The organism is Enterobacter sp. FW301-JW81, from assembly GCF_058788735.1.
Map to the genome: position 1 here is coordinate 674,456 of NZ_JBYTBA010000002.1, position 17,035 is coordinate 691,490.

The 17,035-nt window shown below is 51.0% G+C and carries 19 protein-coding genes; 8 read left to right on the forward strand and 11 right to left on the reverse strand.

What is annotated here, in order from left to right:
* Position 1: 1 nt before the first annotated feature.
* The 3 genes from AC3WOK_RS10130 to AC3WOK_RS10140 all read left to right on the forward strand — a co-directional run bounded on the left by AC3WOK_RS10130 (position 2) and on the right by AC3WOK_RS10140 (position 2,627).
* A complete protein-coding gene (locus tag AC3WOK_RS10130; RefSeq protein ID WP_192986562.1) occupies positions 2-421 on the forward strand; it encodes a translesion error-prone DNA polymerase V autoproteolytic subunit in 420 nt (139 codons plus the stop codon).
* A 2-nt stretch (positions 422-423) separates the two neighbouring features.
* Positions 424-1,692, forward strand: coding sequence for a Y-family DNA polymerase (locus AC3WOK_RS10135; protein ID WP_492354461.1), 1,269 nt, complete (start codon positions 424-426; stop codon positions 1,690-1,692).
* Positions 1,693-1,757: 65 nt separating this feature from the next.
* On the forward strand, positions 1,758-2,627 hold the full coding sequence (locus tag AC3WOK_RS10140) for a TIR domain-containing protein (RefSeq protein WP_222563447.1): 870 nt from the start codon (positions 1,758-1,760) through the stop codon (positions 2,625-2,627).
* 55 nt (positions 2,628-2,682) lie between these two features.
* Here AC3WOK_RS10140 and AC3WOK_RS10145 read toward each other — a convergent pair whose 3' ends face one another.
* Together AC3WOK_RS10145 and tolA are read right to left on the reverse strand one after the other, a co-directional pair.
* The gene (locus tag AC3WOK_RS10145) at positions 2,683-3,372 is read right to left on the reverse strand and encodes an SOS response-associated peptidase (RefSeq protein ID WP_492354462.1); all 690 of its coding nucleotides are present in this window, start codon (positions 3,370-3,372) and stop codon (positions 2,683-2,685) included.
* Between the two features lie 606 nt (positions 3,373-3,978).
* Entirely contained in the window at positions 3,979-4,368 is a 390-nt protein-coding gene (gene tolA / locus AC3WOK_RS10150) for a cell envelope integrity protein TolA (protein ID WP_492354463.1), read from the reverse strand.
* Between the two features lie 469 nt (positions 4,369-4,837).
* Here tolA and AC3WOK_RS10155 point away from each other — a divergent pair, with 469 nt between their 5' ends.
* Positions 4,838-6,181, forward strand: coding sequence for a colicin-like pore-forming protein (locus AC3WOK_RS10155; RefSeq protein WP_492354464.1), 1,344 nt, complete (start codon positions 4,838-4,840; stop codon positions 6,179-6,181).
* 18 nt (positions 6,182-6,199) lie between these two features.
* On the opposite strand, the gene AC3WOK_RS10160 is transcribed toward AC3WOK_RS10155, so the two are convergent.
* The gene (locus AC3WOK_RS10160; RefSeq protein WP_492354465.1) at positions 6,200-6,541 is read right to left on the reverse strand and encodes a colicin E1 family microcin immunity protein; all 342 of its coding nucleotides are present in this window, start codon (positions 6,539-6,541) and stop codon (positions 6,200-6,202) included.
* 126 nt (positions 6,542-6,667) lie between these two features.
* Between AC3WOK_RS10160 and AC3WOK_RS10165 the strand changes: the two genes are divergently transcribed.
* Complete coding sequence (locus AC3WOK_RS10165) at positions 6,668-6,862, forward strand: hypothetical protein (RefSeq protein WP_492354466.1); 195 nt, start codon at positions 6,668-6,670, stop codon at positions 6,860-6,862.
* A 723-nt stretch (positions 6,863-7,585) separates the two neighbouring features.
* On the opposite strand, the gene AC3WOK_RS10170 is transcribed toward AC3WOK_RS10165, so the two are convergent.
* The 5 genes from AC3WOK_RS10170 to AC3WOK_RS10190 all read right to left on the reverse strand — a co-directional run bounded on the left by AC3WOK_RS10170 (position 7,586) and on the right by AC3WOK_RS10190 (position 12,592).
* The gene (locus AC3WOK_RS10170; RefSeq protein ID WP_059312425.1) at positions 7,586-8,302 is read right to left on the reverse strand and encodes an ABC transporter ATP-binding protein; all 717 of its coding nucleotides are present in this window, start codon (positions 8,300-8,302) and stop codon (positions 7,586-7,588) included.
* Positions 8,299-9,174, reverse strand: coding sequence for an ATP-binding cassette domain-containing protein (locus AC3WOK_RS10175; protein ID WP_063431875.1), 876 nt, complete (start codon positions 9,172-9,174; stop codon positions 8,299-8,301). Before AC3WOK_RS10175 ends, AC3WOK_RS10170 begins: the two co-directional genes overlap by 4 nt.
* The gene (gene livM, locus AC3WOK_RS10180) at positions 9,171-10,445 is read right to left on the reverse strand and encodes a high-affinity branched-chain amino acid ABC transporter permease LivM (protein ID WP_059312427.1); all 1,275 of its coding nucleotides are present in this window, start codon (positions 10,443-10,445) and stop codon (positions 9,171-9,173) included. The genes AC3WOK_RS10175 and livM overlap by 4 nt, the downstream gene beginning before the upstream one ends.
* 11 nt (positions 10,446-10,456) lie before the next feature.
* Positions 10,457-11,371, reverse strand: coding sequence for an ABC transporter permease subunit (locus AC3WOK_RS10185; protein WP_047345968.1), 915 nt, complete (start codon positions 11,369-11,371; stop codon positions 10,457-10,459).
* 99 nt (positions 11,372-11,470) lie between these two features.
* Positions 11,471-12,592 carry a branched-chain amino acid ABC transporter substrate-binding protein gene (locus AC3WOK_RS10190; RefSeq protein ID WP_023312277.1) on the reverse strand — a complete coding sequence of 374 codons (1,122 nt, stop codon included), beginning with the start codon at positions 12,590-12,592 and terminating at the stop codon, positions 11,471-11,473.
* Positions 12,593-13,017: 425 nt separating this feature from the next.
* Here AC3WOK_RS10190 and AC3WOK_RS10195 point away from each other — a divergent pair, with 425 nt between their 5' ends.
* On the forward strand, positions 13,018-13,686 hold the full coding sequence (locus AC3WOK_RS10195) for a YecA/YgfB family protein (RefSeq protein ID WP_447855888.1): 669 nt from the start codon (positions 13,018-13,020) through the stop codon (positions 13,684-13,686).
* 33 nt (positions 13,687-13,719) lie between these two features.
* On the opposite strand, the gene tyrP is transcribed toward AC3WOK_RS10195, so the two are convergent.
* The 3 genes from tyrP to yecR all read right to left on the reverse strand — a co-directional run bounded on the left by tyrP (position 13,720) and on the right by yecR (position 16,337).
* Positions 13,720-14,931, reverse strand: a complete 1,212-nt coding sequence (tyrP, locus tag AC3WOK_RS10200; RefSeq protein ID WP_063431877.1) for a tyrosine transporter TyrP — start codon at positions 14,929-14,931, stop codon at positions 13,720-13,722.
* 243 nt (positions 14,932-15,174) lie between these two features.
* The gene (gene ftnA, locus AC3WOK_RS10205) at positions 15,175-15,672 is read right to left on the reverse strand and encodes a non-heme ferritin (RefSeq protein WP_023336146.1); all 498 of its coding nucleotides are present in this window, start codon (positions 15,670-15,672) and stop codon (positions 15,175-15,177) included.
* Positions 15,673-15,998: 326 nt separating this feature from the next.
* Complete coding sequence (yecR, locus tag AC3WOK_RS10210; RefSeq protein ID WP_447855887.1) at positions 15,999-16,337, reverse strand: YecR family lipoprotein; 339 nt, start codon at positions 16,335-16,337, stop codon at positions 15,999-16,001.
* Between the two features lie 235 nt (positions 16,338-16,572).
* On the opposite strand from yecR, the gene azuC reads away from it, so the two are divergent.
* On the forward strand, positions 16,573-16,656 hold the full coding sequence (gene azuC, locus AC3WOK_RS10215) for a stress response protein AzuC (RefSeq protein WP_014884364.1): 84 nt from the start codon (positions 16,573-16,575) through the stop codon (positions 16,654-16,656).
* Positions 16,657-16,764: 108 nt separating this feature from the next.
* Positions 16,765-17,016, forward strand: coding sequence for a DUF2766 family protein (locus AC3WOK_RS10220; protein WP_008500405.1), 252 nt, complete (start codon positions 16,765-16,767; stop codon positions 17,014-17,016).
* Positions 17,017-17,035: the final 19 nt, after the last annotated feature.

The following is a 17,035-nucleotide window of genomic DNA, read 5'->3' on the forward strand; positions in this document are numbered from 1 at the left end:
CATGGAATTCATCAGGCCTACAGAACTGCGAGAAATCATCGCTCTCCCGCTTTTCAGTGACTTAGTACAGTGCGGCTTCCCCAGCCCCGCGGCTGATTACGTTGAACAGCGCATCGATCTCAATGAGTTACTTGTCGCTCACCCGAGCTCGACATATTTCGTCAAAGCAGCGGGCGACTCGATGATCGAGGCCGGGATCAGCGACGGTGATCTGCTGGTGGTGGACAGCTCACGCACTGCTGTGCATGGTGACATTGTCATCGCCGCGGTGGAAGGGGAGTTCACTGTTAAGCGCCTGCAGCTACGCCCGACAGTCCAGCTCATACCGATGAACAGCGCTTACTCGCCGATAATCGTCGGCAGCGAGGACACGCTTGATGTGTTCGGTGTCGTGACTTTCATCGTGAAATCTGCGAGCTGAGTATGTTTGCACTCTGTGATGTGAATTCGTTCTACGCATCATGCGAGACGGTGTTTAGACCTGATCTGAGGGGGCGGCCAGTGGTCGTTCTGTCGAACAATGATGGTTGCGTAATCGCACGAAGCGCCGAGGCCAAGGCCGCTGGAATTACCATGGGGGAGCCATTTTTCAAGCAAAAGGAGCTTTTCCATCGCGCTGGCGTTGTTTGCTTCAGCAGTAATTACGAGCTTTACGCTGACATGTCGAACCGGGTAATGACGACGCTGGAGGAAATGAGCCCCCGCGTCGAAATTTACAGCATCGATGAAGCTTTTTGCGACCTGACAGGTGTTCGCAACTGCCGTGACCTGACGGAGTTCGGCAAAGAGATCCGCGCTACGGTTCTGAAGCGTACGCACCTAACTGTCGGGGTTGGCATCGCGCAGACGAAAACCCTCGCTAAGCTGGCAAATCACGCCGCCAAGAAATGGCAGAGGCAGACGGGTGGTGTTGTTGATTTGTCCAATATTGATCGCCAGCGTCGGTTGTTGGCTATTGTGCCTGTGGAGGATGTCTGGGGCGTCGGCAGGCGCATCAGTAAGAAGCTGAACGCCATGGGCATCAAAACGGCTCTAGATCTCTCAGAACAAAGCACATGGATTATCCGTAAACATTTTAACGTGGTACTCGAGCGAACGGTCCGGGAGTTGCGTGGCGAGCCTTGTCTTGATCTGGAGGAGTTTGCTCCGGCAAAGCAGGAAATTGTCTGCAGCAGGTCGTTCGGTGAACGCGTCACCGAGTACGAACAGATGCGCCAGGCTATTTGCAGCTATGCGGCGCGCGGTGCTGAAAAGCTTCGCGGCGAGCATCAGTATTGCCGCTTTATTTCTGCATTCGTGAAAACCTCTCCCTTTGCGCTTAACGAGCCGTATTACGGTAACAGTGCGTCCATGAAGCTTCTCACACCCACGCAGGATTCCCGCGACATTATCAACGCCGCTGTAAAGTGCCTGGACAAAATCTGGAAGGATGGCCACCGCTATCAAAAGGCTGGAATCATGCTGGGAGACTTCTTCAGCCAGGGGGTGGCCCAGCTGAATCTTTTCGATGAGAACGCGCCACGCGCCGGAAGCGAAAGGTTGATGGAAGTGCTCGATCACCTGAACGCTAAAGACGGGAAAGGAACTATCTACTTTGCCGGACAGGGCATTCAGCAGCAATGGCAGATGAAGCGTGAAATGCTGTCTCCACGATATACAACGCGTATTAGTGATTTATTAAGTGTCAAATAAACTTCCTATGGTATCTTACTGATATGTCTATTATTGACTTCAATAAGATTGAACAAGGACCTAGAATGAGTAACAAACCAATTGTTTTCATTGCATCTTCGTCGGAAGCATCTTTACACGCTGAAGCTGTCAACTTACAACTTACTGAAGAAATGCAATCCGAGGTATGGACAAATGCTTTTGATTTATCATCAATTACAATAACTCAAATCATAAAAAAAACTAAAGAGTCTGACTATGCGGTATTCATATTTCATCCTGATGATCAAATTTTTATCAGAAATATTGAATATAACTCAGTAAGAGATAATGTGGTTTTAGAGCTAGGGATGTTTATTGGCAGTCTAGGGCTTGAAAAATGTTTTATTTTAATTCCAAAATCAACGGAACGGGATTTTAGATTGCCATCTGACCTGCTCGGTGTGACTGTATCTCATTATGATGTTCAAGATAAAAATATAATCCGTGCTATCACCCCAAGTTGTACAAAAATTAAATTTTCGATTAAGAGCTTGGAAAATTCAAAGATTGAAACTGATGTACTTAGCCAAGAAAGTATATTAAAGGCACAATTAAATGATGCTAAGTCTCAGATATGGACAATGAACTTTGACATGCAACGCATGACAGAGAGTGCAAATAATGCAAATGACATCATCAAAAGAATGTTTTTCTCTATTGCGAAGCCAGCTACACCTTTAGAAATAAAACAATGGGAAGACGGCGCCAAAGCAACTCAACTTAGAGAGATTAAAATCCAACGACATAATGTTTTTATAGTAGATAAGGATGTGATTATACCTCCTTTATTTGGTTCTGAATTAATATCATTGATTGTTAAAGAAGGTGTCAATGTTTATGGTTTGGATAATTGCGGGCATAATTTAATATATTTCATGGATGGGTTTAGAGTAAATAAAGAAATGGGGCATTAATTAATCTAAGTATAAAAACATAGTGCAACAAGAGTTATTTTATAAGGTGTTTATTTCATTTAATATATTTATAACTAAGGGAGTCGGCAATTAATTCGGCCCCTTGGTTCTTCACATTCCCCACGGCGCGCGACACAGCGTGCCAGATAAACTTGTCAGCTGGCACTGCGCCGTCGGCAGCTATCTCCTCAGCTTCTTTCCCGCCTATGTCCTGGCGCATCCATTCGCGCGCCGCTTCAGGTGACAGAACCAGCGGCCTGCGGTCGTGAATATCCACGAGGCCTTTATCAGCAGCAGACGTCACAATGAGAAAACCTTCTGCTTCGTCGCCACGCTCGAACGGCGTGCTGCCGATTGCAGCCATAAAGATTGGCTGATTGTCGGCGCGGTGGATGAAGAAAGGCTGTTTCTTGTCACCTTCCCGTTTCCATTCAAACCAACCATCTGCGAAGCATATCGCTCTGCCATGTTGCCAGAGCGGTTTAAACATTCTGCTCGTTGCCGCCGTTTCAACACGAGCGTTAATCAGTGGCGGTTTATCCCACCACCCGGGCGCGTAAGACCACAGGACAGGATCGAGGTGCAGCTGCTCGTCGCGTTCGCTCAGCAGGAGAACTTTTGTGCCTGGTGCCACGTTGTACCGGCCAATAGGCTCCGGGTCGTACGCGATGTCACGATCGGCTTCGTCGGCCAGGTATGCCAGATAGTCTTCACGGGTTTGGGCTTGTGCAAAACGTCCACACATAGAAACCTCCAGTCAGTCAGACTGAAAGTATAGGGCAGGGAGAAAAAGTAGCGCGCGCTGGTTAAGTCTTACAAACGGATTCGCGGTGATTATGCTGATGAGGATGAAATGCGTAAAGCGATACGTTGTGAAACTGAAGGATCTACGCAAAAGTGTCAATTTTGGGGGCAAATTTGGGGGCAAAATTGAGCCGGGGGCATGATTTGGGGCGATAAAATGACCATTATTGTCCGATAATGTCCGCCCTGAAATTGTTATATGTTATTGATTAATATATAAGTTATTGTTTTAGTGATGGTTGTGTTTTTCGCTAAGCAGTTTAACGCTGATTATATAGTTTGAAACCAGCACAATGAAATTAAATGAGTTTTTCATGAGATTACTCAGACGAAAGGGGGCATGCGGGCCAACTGGTTGCGAACGGCATGGACAGAAAGCAAGAGGCGATCATCTAAGATGTAGTTGCATTTCCCGCCTAATTGAAAACACTGGGGCTCCAGCTCCAGCTCCAGCTCCAGCTCCAGCTCCAGCTCCAGCTCCAGCTCCAGCCGCAATAAACCTACCGGCGACCGAGGCTATGACCGGCCTCCGGCAGAAGGAGATTTTTCAGGAGGCGAAATCCAGCAGAGGGGCATTTTTGAATTTCAGCCAGGTCTCTTTATCCGGGGCTGGTGGGATTTTCGCGCGGGTTATTGCAGAGAGAACGTCCTGGCAAAACTCAGGATCACCCTTCTCAATCTCTGCACTCAACAGCAATCCGTCCGGCGCTATGGAAATCCTGACTGTGCATTTTTTCCCCTTATATGACGATCTGTCCGAAAACTGTTCAATTACTGCCTGATGTATCTGTGAAGCATAGTCCTGGTTTTGCTCTTGTTCCGCTAATCTCGTTACTGAATGTTCCTGAGCCTGAGAAACAGATTTTCCGTCGCTGGTGCAGGCGTTCAGGAGAAATGGAAGGAGTAAAAGAACCGGTTTAATAAGTCGTGATGTCACGTAGGAAAGTCCCTGTAGTTGCTTAAAAACACATACTAATATCTTTTTTTAGCAGCCGTAAACTCCTGAAAATAGCCTTTGCATACACTTCGCTTCTGTTGTCTTCTCTGTGCAGTAACTTGCAAGCCCTTTCGCCATGACACGCTACAACTGGGAGCGCGAACAGCCAGTGAATTTGATGTGTCATGAACGGTACATGCCATAAAAAGTGACTGCGTCTCCTGTTTCCTTTTATCTATCGTAGAGCTTAAAGGCGGTCTGACATTTGTTGTTTGCACATGGCAAATAATGGTAGGGGAAATCCTGTTGACGATGTGAGATAGCCAAGCGTAATATTGTAAACACTGTATATAAACACATTGTTATTTATACAGTATTTTTGGTGTGCAGTGGATTTCAACAGCGTGCCGCTAACAAGGCAGCCAATAAACCGCACACCTGATTATTAAACGTCAAAGAGGATATTTTTATGAGCACTGAGTTAAATAGCGGTTCTGTCGGTGGCTTTGGTCACATGGGGAAAAATGACCCTTACAATGATGGTCATAGCGGATCTGGTAGTTCTGGTGGTAGTGGTAACGGTGGTGGTAATGGTGGCAATCATTCTTCGTCGGGCAGTTCGTCATCAAATGTTGAACATACTCCCTGGGGAGATGTTATATCCGGTGCTGACGGTTTTAATTATATGAATGGTATTAAAATGACGGGAGAAAACTCGCAACTTGCATACGTTTCTTCAACACGTCTTGTGCGAGTGCTTAATTCTCTCCTTGATCGTTCTTACATGAAACCTGAACCTGGTGAACATAATGGTGTTACTGGTGTCCCTGCGACATCACCAAGCCGTCAGGAATTAGCTGCCAATGCCCTTACAGCTGCGCAAACAAATGCTAAAACAGCGGCTGATAATGTTGCGAAAGCAAATGCTGCTATTAATCAGCAGCAGACTCGACTGAATACGGCAAAATCGAAAATCCCAGGTCTGGAAGCTAGTGTAACAACTAAGCAACAGGCTTCAGATAAGGCTACCGCTCGTGCTCATGAACTGGGGCATTTCCTGAATGATATGGGAGGGCCTGGTCGCTATCAGGCCTTGCAGGCGGGTTATCAGGCTGAAGTTGCACAGAATGAACTGAACAGTGCTAAAAAGGCTTTGGCAAACGGGCAGGCTGAAATTACCGCAGCTCAGAAAGCTCTGGATGATGCTCAAAAGGCATTACCTGTTGCGACATCGAACAAACAGAACGCAGATGCTGCTGTTGCTTCAGCTGCTGAAATGAAAGATGCGATAACGACTGCGACAGCATTTTTCGAGTCAGTTTCGAAAAAATTTGGCGAACGCTCTGCTCGTCTGGCACAGGAGTTGGCTGCACAGGCGCGCAGTTCAAAAATTCGTAGTGTGCCTGAGGCTGTGGCATTGTTTGATAAATATAAAGGTTCTGCTGTAAACAAGCTTAATGCAGCGGATAAAGCGGCCATTGCTAATGCATTTAAATCTCTCGATCAAGCTGCTATGGCGAAACAGCTAGCTGCATATTCTAAGTTGTTTGGACGTTTTAATGCTTTCGCTGATTTAGCGGATCTTTCTAATGCAGTATACAAAGGTTTGACTACTAATGATTGGAAAGATGCATTTAACAAACTGGAATCAATGGCTGTAAGTAAAGTTGCTGGTGAGTTGATTACAGTAGCGTTTGCTGCTGCAGGAGCACCACTTGGTATTGTTGGTTTTGGTATGGTAATGATGCTAAGCGGAGCACTGTTCGCGAATGAAAATGTGCTGAGTGCAATCAATAAGTCTTTAGGTCTTTAGTAGATATAGAAGGCCATTTTAAATGGCCTTTTTATTATTGGATATGAGTGGGTATAATAATGATAAGGGAATGGCAAAAGCAAAGCACAGTATCGGTATTATTACAGAAAAAAATTTTGATGGGGTTTGTTCATTCACACATTGGTTTTCCCAGAAAGTCGGCAAGTATTTCATACCTGCTCTTTCTATTACGTTGTAAGAAATAGGGAATAAAATAAGGCTGATTGAGGAAAGGATGAAAATGATCTTTTCACGATCCGATAGTTCGACCCATTCGTGACTGTATAATGTGTTGTAAAATACAACTACCCACATGATGGCGCCCCACCAAATTTTGGTTATATAGTATTTAGTACTCATGCCATCTCCTTTCTCTCAGTTCTGGTTATTATAATTCAAATCGAGTGGGGTAGATAGACTACTATAAATCACAAGCACTTTGTCGGTCCCGGCTTGTTTATTGGCTTTGCGGTTATCGAGTCGTGAGTGAAAACCAGCGAAGGGGATATCCTTCTGATTTTGAGCGATGGGCGTACGCAGTTTGTCAAGTTGATAGGAAAAGCGCTCATTACGGATGAAGGTGAGGCGATAGAGGGAACCGCGCATGCAGAGGTGAAGGTTCTTGTGGTAGCGACGTTCTTTATCAATCGGGTTAGAGATGATGATTGCACGGCTATTTAATTAACGTTTCACCACTGTTTCACCGCGCTTCATTGCAGACATTTAAAATCATTCGTAAGTGACTGGTTTAAGGCATATTTTTTTGGTGCGAGAATGTTTGAACCTCCGCCCCGCGACACCCCATGATGGTGTGTTAGGCAAAAATTAAGAGCACTTAGCCAGTACCGAGATAGACTCGGAGTGGCCAGGGATGGCACCAGCAGCGACGCTTACTATTCCAGCCCAAAGAGTTTCACAGATGCATGAAGCGAACATTAGGATACTGCGGAATACTTTATTCATAGGCTTTTCCTTATTTACATGATTCATCAAGACGACACTTACGAGACGTAGGAGCGATATGACTGACATTATGATAAGAGCCGGAATAAAAGGCATGCTCATGAGAATCGAACTCATGTTACTGGCTAAATACTCTTAAGTGAAAATTAACAATTTTCTTCAATCGGATCAACGCTTTTGCGGCAAGGGTTTCGCCATTGTGACTTTTCGATATACGTAAGCTATTGATTCATTTGATCTTAAAATTATGAGTTAATGGCGAAAAATAAACGTATCTATCTGATTATCATAGATAACACGCATGATTTAAAATCCCTCGGCGTTCGCGCTGTGTGGGTTCAAGTCCCACTCCGGCTACCATGGGAAACAAAGAATAATCAAAGCAATAAGCAGTGTCGTGAAACCACCGAAAGGTGGTTTTTTTGTACCTGAGATCCGGCCTCACACCCCGCCCAAATAAGCCTTCCTCACCTCCTGATTACCCAGCAGCTCCTCGCCGCTGCCGCTTAGCCGGATCTGTCCGTTAACCATCACGTACCCTCGGTCAGACAGCTTTAACGCGTGATGCGCATTCTGCTCCACCAGAAAAATGGTCATCCCGTTGCGGGCCAGCTCGCGCAGCGTCTGGAAGATCTGTTTCACCACTATTGGGGCTAAGCCCAGGCTAGGTTCATCCAGCAGCAGCAGTTTAGGGCGGCTCATCAGCGCCCGGGCAATCGCCAGCATCTGCTGTTCCCCGCCGGACATGGTCATGGCGCGCTGTTTGCGCCGCTCTTTCAGGCGAGGGAAGAGGTCAAACATGGTTTGCATATCGTCAGCGGCAAACTGGCTGCCAATGGGGATGGTGCCCATCAGCAGGTTCTCTTCAACGGTCATATCGGGAAAGATACGTCGTCCCTCAGGTGCCTGCGCAATGCCGCCTGAGGCGACGTAGTGGGTGGATTTATGGCTGATATCTTCACCACCGAAAAGGATCTGCCCGTTGCGGATACGGGGCTGGCCAAAGATGGACATCAGCAGCGTTGATTTCCCGGCGCCGTTTGCGCCAATCAGCGCCACGGTTTCACCCTTATTGACCTCCAGAGAGACCTGCTTCAGCGCCTGAATGACGCCGTAGAACACATCCACTTCGCGAAATGCCAGCAGCGGTTCGCTCATAGGGTGACCTCGCTTTCGTCAGTGCCCAGGTAGGCGGCAATCACCTTTTCATCATGCTGGATCTGCTCGGGTTTTCCTCTGGCAATCACATCGCCGTGGTCGAGCACGATAATGTCGTCTGAAATCTCCATCACCATCCCCATATCGTGTTCAATCAGTAATACCGTGATGTCATGGCGATCCCGCAGAAAGCGAATAATACTGCTCAGCTTGTGCGTTTCAACCGGGTTAAGCCCGGCAGCGGGTTCATCCAGGCAGATCATTTCCGGCCCGGTGCACATTGCTCGCGCAATTTCCAGACGCCGCTGCTGGCCGTACGACATCTCTCCCGCCAGGCGATTGGCGCACTCCACCAGATCCACCACTTCCAGCCAGTAGAAGGCCCGGTCCAGGGCGTCGCTTTCCGCCCGACGGTAAGCCGGCGTATTTAAGATCCCGGCGAGCAGATTGCGGTTTACGCGCATGTGCTGTGCGACCAGCAGGTTTTCCACCACCGACATCTCGCGAAAAAGGCGGATATTTTGAAACGTGCGGGCCAGCCCTGCGCGGTTGACCAGGTGCGTTCCGCCAAACATTTTGTAGAAAAGACGCTGCCCTAACTGGGCGGGATGGATCCAGTCGCCGGGCTGGAATTTTTGTCCGAGTACCTGAATGACGTTGGTCGTTTTATTGCGGGTATTAAATAAAATGTTGCCGCCCGAGGCTCTGTAGAAGCCCGTCAGGCAGTTAAATACGGTGGTTTTTCCCGCCCCGTTGGGCCCAATAAGGGCGGTAATTGACCCGCGCTGAACGTCGAGGTTGACGTCGTTTAGCGCTTTAATCCCGCCGAAGTGCATCATTAAATGTTCAACGCGTAATATCGTTTCGTTCATGGCGCGACGCCCTTACGCACGGCAAACCCGCTGCGGTTAATGCGGATCAAACCGCGTGGACGCCAGATCATCATCACCACCATGAGCATGCCAAACAGCAGGACACGGTACTCTGCAAAACTGCGCAGCAGTTCTGGCGTGACCGTGAGCACAAAGGCGGCCAGCACCACGCCCAGCGTCGAGCCCATGCCGCCCAGCACGACGATGGCGAGGATCAGCGCGGATTCAAAAAACGTGAATGAGGTTGGGTTCACGAACCCCTGGTAGGTCGCGAAGAACACCCCGGCAATGCCCGCGGTTGACGCGCCCAGCGTAAACGCCGAGAGCTTGACCAGAACATGATTCAGCCCCATTGAGCGACAGGCAATTTCGTCTTCACGCAGGGCTTCCCACGCCCGGCCAATCGGCATTCGCGTCAGGCGGTGCTTGATATAGAGTACCAGCATCACCACCAGAAACAGCACCGCATAGATAAAGATAAATTTCATGTTCGGGTTGTAGGTCAGGTGGAAGAACTCGTGAAACGGCACCCCACCTTCTTTCGCGCGCCGACCAAATTCCAGACCGAAGAAGGTGGGGGGAGGGGCCGAAACGCCGTTAGGCCCGCCGGTGAAGGTCAGCCAGTTGTTCAGGATCAGGCGAATAATCTCCCCGAACCCAAGAGTGACGATGGCCAGATAGTCACCGTGCATGCGCAGCACCGGGAAGCCGAGCAGGGCACCCGCGGCGGCGGCCATGATTGCCGCCAGCGGCAGCATGCTCCAGAAGCCCAAGCCGAGATACTGGTACCCCAGCGCCAGGCCGTAAGCGCCAATCGCGTAGAAAGCGACGTATCCCAGGTCCAGCAGACCGGCCAGACCCACGACGATGTTCAGCCCGAGACCCAGAAGCACGTAGATCAGCCCGAGGATGGCGACGGTCAGCACATATTTGGTGGCGACAAACGGGAAGCAAACCGCAAGGGTAATCACCAGAGGAATAATCCAGCGCATGCGGCTTTTGTATTCCGGTGGCCGGACATACACGCCTGCGCTATCGGCCTCGAAGCGCGCCTGGAAACGGGCGCCGGCAGGGGTACCTAAAAAAGCGCTCAGCAGAAAACGCCCCAGCATCACAATGCCGACCATCCAGGCCAGGCGCTGGCCGGCGAAGTTAAAGCTGTACCCGTCCAGCACCACGCCCGCAATGGGGCCGAAGATAATTAGCGCAATCAGCCCGGAGAAAATCGCGTCCAGAATGCAGCGTCTAAGCGAAAAAGTGTGCGATACCATGTCGTTCTCCCTCACACTTTGGCCACAATTGGGCGCCCAAGCAGCCCCTGGGGACGGAAAATCAGGATCATCACCAGCAGCCCAAACGAGAAGACATCCTTATAGTCGGAGTTCACCATGCCCGAGAACTGCGCTTCCGCCACGCCGAGGATAAGGCCGCCGAGCATTGCGCCGGGCAGAGAACCGATGCCGCCCAGTACCGCCGCCGTAAAAGCTTTTATGCCGATCACAAACCCGACGTAGAAATCAAAGGTGCCGTAATTCATGGTGATCAGCACACCCGCCAGGCCGGCCATCGCCGCGCCGATGACAAAGACCAGCGAGATGATCCGGTCGGTGTTAATGCCCAGAATGGAGGCCATTTTTCGGTCCTGCTGCACCGCGCGGCACATCCGCCCCAGCCGGGTATGGTTGATTATCCAGGTGAGCACCAGCATGCCGGCAAACGAGGCGAGCAGAATAAACACTTTGGTGTAGGTTATCTGAACGAACCCGTCGCCCAGATGCAGACGAATAACGCCGTCCAGCATGGTTGGCACCCCCTGCTGGCGCGGGCCCTGGCTCAGCTGCGCGTAGTTTTGCAGGATAAGCGACATCCCGATGGCGGAGATAAGCGGCGCCAGGCGCGTGGAGTTTCGCAGCGGCTTGTAGGCGATACGCTCGATGGTCCAGCCGTACACCCCGGTTACCACAATGGTGAATACCAGCGTCCCGAGGATCAGCAGCGGGAACGACTGCAGGCCGAAGAAAGAGAGCAGCGCCAGGCCAATGGCGCAGAGATAGGCGGAAATCATATACACTTCGCCGTGGGCGAAATTAATCATGCCGATAATGCCGTACACCATGGTGTAGCCGATGGCGATCAGGCCGTAGACGGAGCCCAGCGTTAAGCCATTAATTAACTGTTGCAGGAAGAATGTACTCATTTTAGCGCGCTCGTTTTATAGGCTGCGCGAGCCGCGCAGCCTGATGTTTATTACGCGCCGGCAGGCAGGCCCGCCGACGTTGAGCGTGACTCCGTCCCGTTACTGCACTTCCTTATATTTTCCTTTGTCGTCCCACTGGTAAACCACATAGTCAGAGACCTTCAGGTCGCCTTTGCTGTCCCAGGCTTTTTTGCCCATTACCGTGTCGACGGAGTTGGCTTTCAGCCACTCGCTGGCTTTGGCTGAATCCTTGCCGCCGGTGGCCTTGAAGGCCGCTGCAATCGCCTGTACGGAAGCATAGGAGTAGAGGGTGTAACCTTCCGGCTCGAATTTACCGGCGCGGAATTTCTCGATAACCGCTTTACCGTCCGGGATCAGGCGCGGATCTTTACCGAAGGTCATGTAAATGCCGTTGGTGTACTGCGGGCCGCCCGCGGCGGTGACCATCTCTTCGTTGACGATACAGTCCCCGGAGAAGAATTTCGCCTGTACGCCCTGTTCACGCATCTGTCGAACCAGCGGGCCGGCTTCAGGGTGACACCCGCCGAAGAACACCACGTCCGGTTTTTGTGCGCCAATTTTGGTGACCAGCGCGTTGAAATCTTTTTCACCGCGCGAGAGACCCTCGTACATCACATCCTGAACCCCGCGTTTCGCCAGCGCCGCTTTGGTGGCGTCAGCCAGGCCTTGTCCATAGGTGTCTTTATCGTGAATGATGACCACGCGTTTGGCTTTCAGCTTGTCGATGATGAAGTCGCTGGCAACCTGTCCCTGCTGGTCATCGCGGCCGCACATGCGGAACATGTCGCTCATGCCGCGTTCGGTAATCAGCGGGTTGGTCGAGCCGGGGGTGATGGCGATGATCCCCGCATCGCTGTAAACCTCGGAGGCGGGCATCGTGGAAGAGGAGCAGAAATGGCCGACCACGGCGTTGACTTTATCCTGGTCAACTAAACGGTTGGCGACGGCCACGGCCTGCTTAGGCTCGCAGGCGTCATCGCCCTGAACCAGTTTGATCTTCTCACCGTTAATGCCGCCGGCAGCGTTAATGTCTTCAGCGGCCTGCGTTGCGCCGTGCCAGTACTGATCGCCATAGGTGGCATTAGGACCCGTGAACGGCCCGGCCACGCCAATCACAATATCGGCCCTGGCGGAAAACGCCGTCACCAGGCAGCCGGCCAACACGAGAGAAAGAGGAGTTCTGATAAATTTCAGCGACATTATTATGTTCCTTAGCAAAGAGGTTTTTGCACCACGGCGTAAACCCAAACGCCCGACGGCGCAGCCAATCCAAAACGTGAACAAGAACAAAATGCACTAAACGAACAAGATACAGACGGCATCCTGCATATTACGGCGAGGTTTCCCTGCGCAGCATCGCGCGAAGAACAGCAAGCAAAAACGTTGCCAGAATGGTTAACCCATTGACGGGCCTGTGACCTGTTTGAGTATAGAGCGCCGCGTTATGCCGCCCTGCGGGAGGAGAAGAAATTACAGCGGAGATCACATATCGTTAACAATAAAGCCCATAAGTTGTGCAAAGGTCACGATTTGCACGTTTTTGCAGCAATAAAGACCTAAACTTCCGCCCGTAGAGGCGGGAGATATGTGTTAGGATCGTTTCCTTTTTATCAGGAGTGTCAGCGATGACTGAAGGCCCATTAAATGAAAGCGAAATGGCGTGGCTTGAAGAGACGTTAATGTCTTACGGTCATGATGATGCGTCCGTTATTGACGTGTCCGAGCTGGACGGCATGCTCACCGCAGTGCTTTCCGGCCCCGTTGTCGTTGAGCCAGATGCCTGGCTGGTGGCGGTATGGGGTGGCGAGAAATACATTCCACGCTGGAAAAACGATCGTGAGATGAACCGTTTTATCGATCTCTGCTTTAAGCACATGAACGATATTGCCGAGCGCCTGAGCGAATATCCGGATCAGTTTGAACCGATGTTTGGATATAACGACGTAGACGATGAAAGCTATACCGTTGTGGAAGAGTGGTGCTACGGCTACATGCGCGGCGTGGCGTTGACGGACTGGTCAGCCTTGCCGGAAGCGCTGAAGGCCGATCTTGATGTGATTGCGCTGCACGGTACGGAAGATAACAGCGAAAAGCTGGATGAACTGTCCGAAGAGGAGTATATCGCCAGCATCGAGAGCATCCAGCCTGCGGCACTGCGTTTATATCAATACTGGGTCAACAACCCGCAGCAGCCGGAAGTGAAGAAACCGACGGTGAACGGCACCAAGGTTGGGCGTAACGATCCGTGTCCTTGCGGCAGCGGGAAGAAGTTTAAGAGCTGCTGTTTGCACTGATAAAAAAGGGGCTGATGATAGCCCCTTTTTTATTTAACCCACTTCCGGCAGCATTCCCGCTGCAATCAACACCTGCACCAGAATAATCACCACTCCACAGGCAAACACAATGCACAGCAGCGGTTTTCCCCCCGCCACGCGGTATCCCTGCTGCGGATGCTGCTGGCGGCTCTTCCATGCCAGCAAGGAAGGGAGGAGCAGAGCAAGGACCGACAGCGCCACCCCTGCGTATCCCAGGGCCATCACAAACCCGCGCGGATAAAACAGTGCGAATGCCAGCGGCGGCAGGAAGGTGATTGCCCCGGTCTGTAAGCGTCCTGCGGCGGTATTGCGACGCTGGAACAGATCGGCCAGGTAATCGAACAGGCCAAGCGCCACGCCCAGGAACGAGGTCGCCAGCGCCAGGTCGGCAAACAGGTGTACCGCCAGCTCAACGTGCGGGGAGGTGACGACCTCGCGCAGGGCCAGCAGAAAACCGTTCAGGCCAGCGTGCTGTGCCATCAGCCCAATAAAGGTTGAAGAGTCAATGCTGCCCAGCGTGACCAGCTGCCAGAAAATATAGGCGATCAGCGGGATCGCGCTGCCGATAACAAAGACGCGGCGCAGCTTGCGAATATCGCCGTTCATATAGCTGACGATGCTCGGCACGCTGCCGTGGAAGCCAAACGAGGTGAAGATGACCGGGATGGCGGAAAGCGCCAGCCCTTTTTCCAGCGGCAGCGTTAGCAGGTTGACCTTGTGCACGTGCGGCGCCAGCAGGACCAGCATGACAATCAGGAACAGAATTTTGGCGCTGAACAGAAAACGGTTAAACAGATCGACAAGCGATGTTCCCACGCAGACCACGCCGCCGCCGATGAGCGCAAAGAAGATAGCCCCCGTCGCAGGGGTAATGTCAGAGCCGAACCAGTCATTAACGCTGGAGGCGATCAATTCCCCGGCGCCGCTGATGTAGGCGGCGGTCAGGGCATACATCAGGAACATCATGCTAAAGCCGGTTATCCACTGGCCGTAACGTCCCAGGTAGCGCGCCGCAAGTGAACCCAGGCCGGTGTCGGCGGGCACGTGCTGGTAAACCTCAAGCAGCAGCAGGGCGGTGTAACACATCAAGGCCCAGAGCGTACCCAGCAGCAGCAGGGTCATGCCAAATCCCACGCCTGCGGCCGCCAGGGGCATTGCCAGCATTCCTGCGCCAATTGTCGTTCCGGCGACGATAAAAATACTTCCCAGGGTTCTGTTTTTCACGCTTTCCTCTACAACGACTCTACATCGCGACAAAATCTGCGGCGCAGAGTAAGGGAAAAGCGGCAATTCGTCAAACCACCGTTACAAGGGGTGTAATGTAAGGTTTACGCATTGCGCTGCCGCCAGTCCGACGTGGGGCGAAGGTCAGGCGTGACGTAAACAAGGCGTTCAGGGAAAAATGCGGGTTTTGATGCGGGGGGAAGGTAAATTAACGCGGTGCCGGAAACCAGCACCGCATTGATATTAATTCTGCGTGTCGAGAGTGGAAAGTTCTTTATCAATAAAGTAAAGACCTTCGCCTGATTTACCGACCAGAGATAATTTATCCAGAACGGATTTAAACAGCTTCTCTTCTTCGTGCTGTTCTGCGACGTACCACTGCAGGAAATTAAAGGTTGGATAATCCTGGCTGGTCATAGCGGCATGAACCAGTTCGTTAATTTTCTGCGTGATCAGCTGCTCGTGCTCGTAGGTGGCGCGGAACAGTTCATCGAGAGAATTATATTCAGCAAAAGGGGATGTCACGGTTTCAATGCGCGGCAGGCTGCCCGTATCTGTCAGATAATCAAACAGACGCTGCATGTGGGTCATCTCTTCCTGAGCGTGACGACGCAGAAACGCGGCTGCGCCTTCGAAGCTGTGGTAGCTGCACCAGGCGCTCATCTGCTGGTAGAGGAGAGACGAAAAAAGCTCAAGGTTCATTTGTGCGTTGAGCTTGTCGATCATTTCAGTTTTCAGCATGGTGGCGCTCCGGTTTATTATTTCTGGTTCACAATGAGCGACACTATAATTTGTTATTTAATTATTTGCAAAACGTAAAATATTTATTTCTTTATTTAAAATACGAATGGGAATAAAACGCATTGGCGATATTTATATATATTAATGAGAATTGTTTTTGTTCGTAATAAATATACCCTAAATAATTCAGGTTGCATGCAGGCGGCAAGGGAGTGAATCCCCGGGAGCTTACATAAGTAAGTGACCGGGGTGAACGAGTGCAGCCAACGCACAGGCAACGTGAAGTATGACGGGTATAAAGTGCCAGCAAGCGCTGGCAGCCTCGATCAATACCACGGATTATTTGACTTAGGGTTAACGGCGTACCCCATACATTTATACTGGATGGTCACGCTCTCGTTCAGACACAACGCGCCGCTGGTCAGGGTGCAGGTTTTAATGGGCTGACCATAGGCTGATGCTGTGGCATACCCCATACTCTGACACGCTTTTGCCGCCGTTCCGTTATTCACATACTCATCGGAATACGCATTTTGCAGCACTGCCTGGCCGTAGTCGAGGCGGACGATGCCGTTCGGCGCGTCGAGGCTGCTGACTTCAGCCTGGCGGTTAATACTGCATCCTGCGAGCAGCAGGAGCATGCCGGCTACAATGACTCTTTTCATGGTTCGCTCTGAGTGGATGGAAATACGATATCGTACCCGCAGATGCCCGCTGCAATGCCTGGAATAGCCGGACATTCTGCCCTCACTCTTTGCAACGGGTCAGAGATGAACGCTTTCAGGCTACACCCTGAGAAAAATTGTGATGAATGTCACAAAAATATTGATTTTTGTGATAGTGGTCATATTATAGGCACGTTGATAATAAAGTTGTATAACAAGTTAATGGAGCCTCATCGTGAAACTGCGCAAAATCCTGAAAAGCATGTGGGCCAATTACTGCCGCACGTTCAAAGACGTGCCGCCGGGCGCCATGTTCTGATAAAAAAACCTGCTTCGGCAGGTTTTTTTGTCTCTGCAGACGACGAAGGGGAGATGAAAGGGGCTGCGTTTTGCTACTATGGCCGCCTTTAAATAAGGAGAACGCCCCATGTCACAAAACCTGAGCGCCGATCAGGAGCTGGTGTCTGACGTTGTTGCATGCCAGCTGGTTATCAAACAAATCCTTGATGTTCTGGACGTGATTGCGCCGGTTGAAGTGCGCGAGAAGATGTCTACGCAGCTGAAAAACATCGATTTCGCCAGCCATCCTGCTGCCGCTGACCCGGTTACGCTTCGTGCGATCCAGAAAGCCATCGCGCTGATTGAGCTGCGATTCACGCCGCAGGGTGAGTCCCACTAACGCGGGAAATGGGCGACGG

What these genes read in the sequence shown, in the direction of transcription:
- AC3WOK_RS10170 (WP_059312425.1), bottom strand. Translation starts at nt 8,302, where the DNA reads ATGAGCGAACCGCTGCTGGCATTTCGCGAAGTGGATGTGTTCTACGGC.
- AC3WOK_RS10130 (WP_192986562.1), top strand. Translation starts at nt 2, where the DNA reads ATGGAATTCATCAGGCCTACAGAACTGCGAGAAATCATCGCTCTCCCG.
- AC3WOK_RS10195 (WP_447855888.1), top strand. Translation starts at nt 13,018, where the DNA reads ATGACTGAAGGCCCATTAAATGAAAGCGAAATGGCGTGGCTTGAAGAG.
- yecR (WP_447855887.1), bottom strand. Translation starts at nt 16,337, where the DNA reads ATGAAAAGAGTCATTGTAGCCGGCATGCTCCTGCTGCTCGCAGGATGC.
- AC3WOK_RS10220 (WP_008500405.1), top strand. Translation starts at nt 16,765, where the DNA reads ATGTCACAAAACCTGAGCGCCGATCAGGAGCTGGTGTCTGACGTTGTT.
- AC3WOK_RS10140 (WP_222563447.1), top strand. Translation starts at nt 1,758, where the DNA reads ATGAGTAACAAACCAATTGTTTTCATTGCATCTTCGTCGGAAGCATCT.
- AC3WOK_RS10160 (WP_492354465.1), bottom strand. Translation starts at nt 6,541, where the DNA reads ATGAGTACTAAATACTATATAACCAAAATTTGGTGGGGCGCCATCATG.
- AC3WOK_RS10190 (WP_023312277.1), bottom strand. Translation starts at nt 12,592, where the DNA reads ATGTCGCTGAAATTTATCAGAACTCCTCTTTCTCTCGTGTTGGCCGGC.
- AC3WOK_RS10175 (WP_063431875.1), bottom strand. Translation starts at nt 9,174, where the DNA reads ATGAACGAAACGATATTACGCGTTGAACATTTAATGATGCACTTCGGC.
- AC3WOK_RS10135 (WP_492354461.1), top strand. Translation starts at nt 424, where the DNA reads ATGTTTGCACTCTGTGATGTGAATTCGTTCTACGCATCATGCGAGACG.
- livM (WP_059312427.1), bottom strand. Translation starts at nt 10,445, where the DNA reads ATGGTATCGCACACTTTTTCGCTTAGACGCTGCATTCTGGACGCGATT.
- AC3WOK_RS10155 (WP_492354464.1), top strand. Translation starts at nt 4,838, where the DNA reads ATGAGCACTGAGTTAAATAGCGGTTCTGTCGGTGGCTTTGGTCACATG.
- ftnA (WP_023336146.1), bottom strand. Translation starts at nt 15,672, where the DNA reads ATGCTGAAAACTGAAATGATCGACAAGCTCAACGCACAAATGAACCTT.
- AC3WOK_RS10185 (WP_047345968.1), bottom strand. Translation starts at nt 11,371, where the DNA reads ATGAGTACATTCTTCCTGCAACAGTTAATTAATGGCTTAACGCTGGGC.
- AC3WOK_RS10145 (WP_492354462.1), bottom strand. Translation starts at nt 3,372, where the DNA reads ATGTGTGGACGTTTTGCACAAGCCCAAACCCGTGAAGACTATCTGGCA.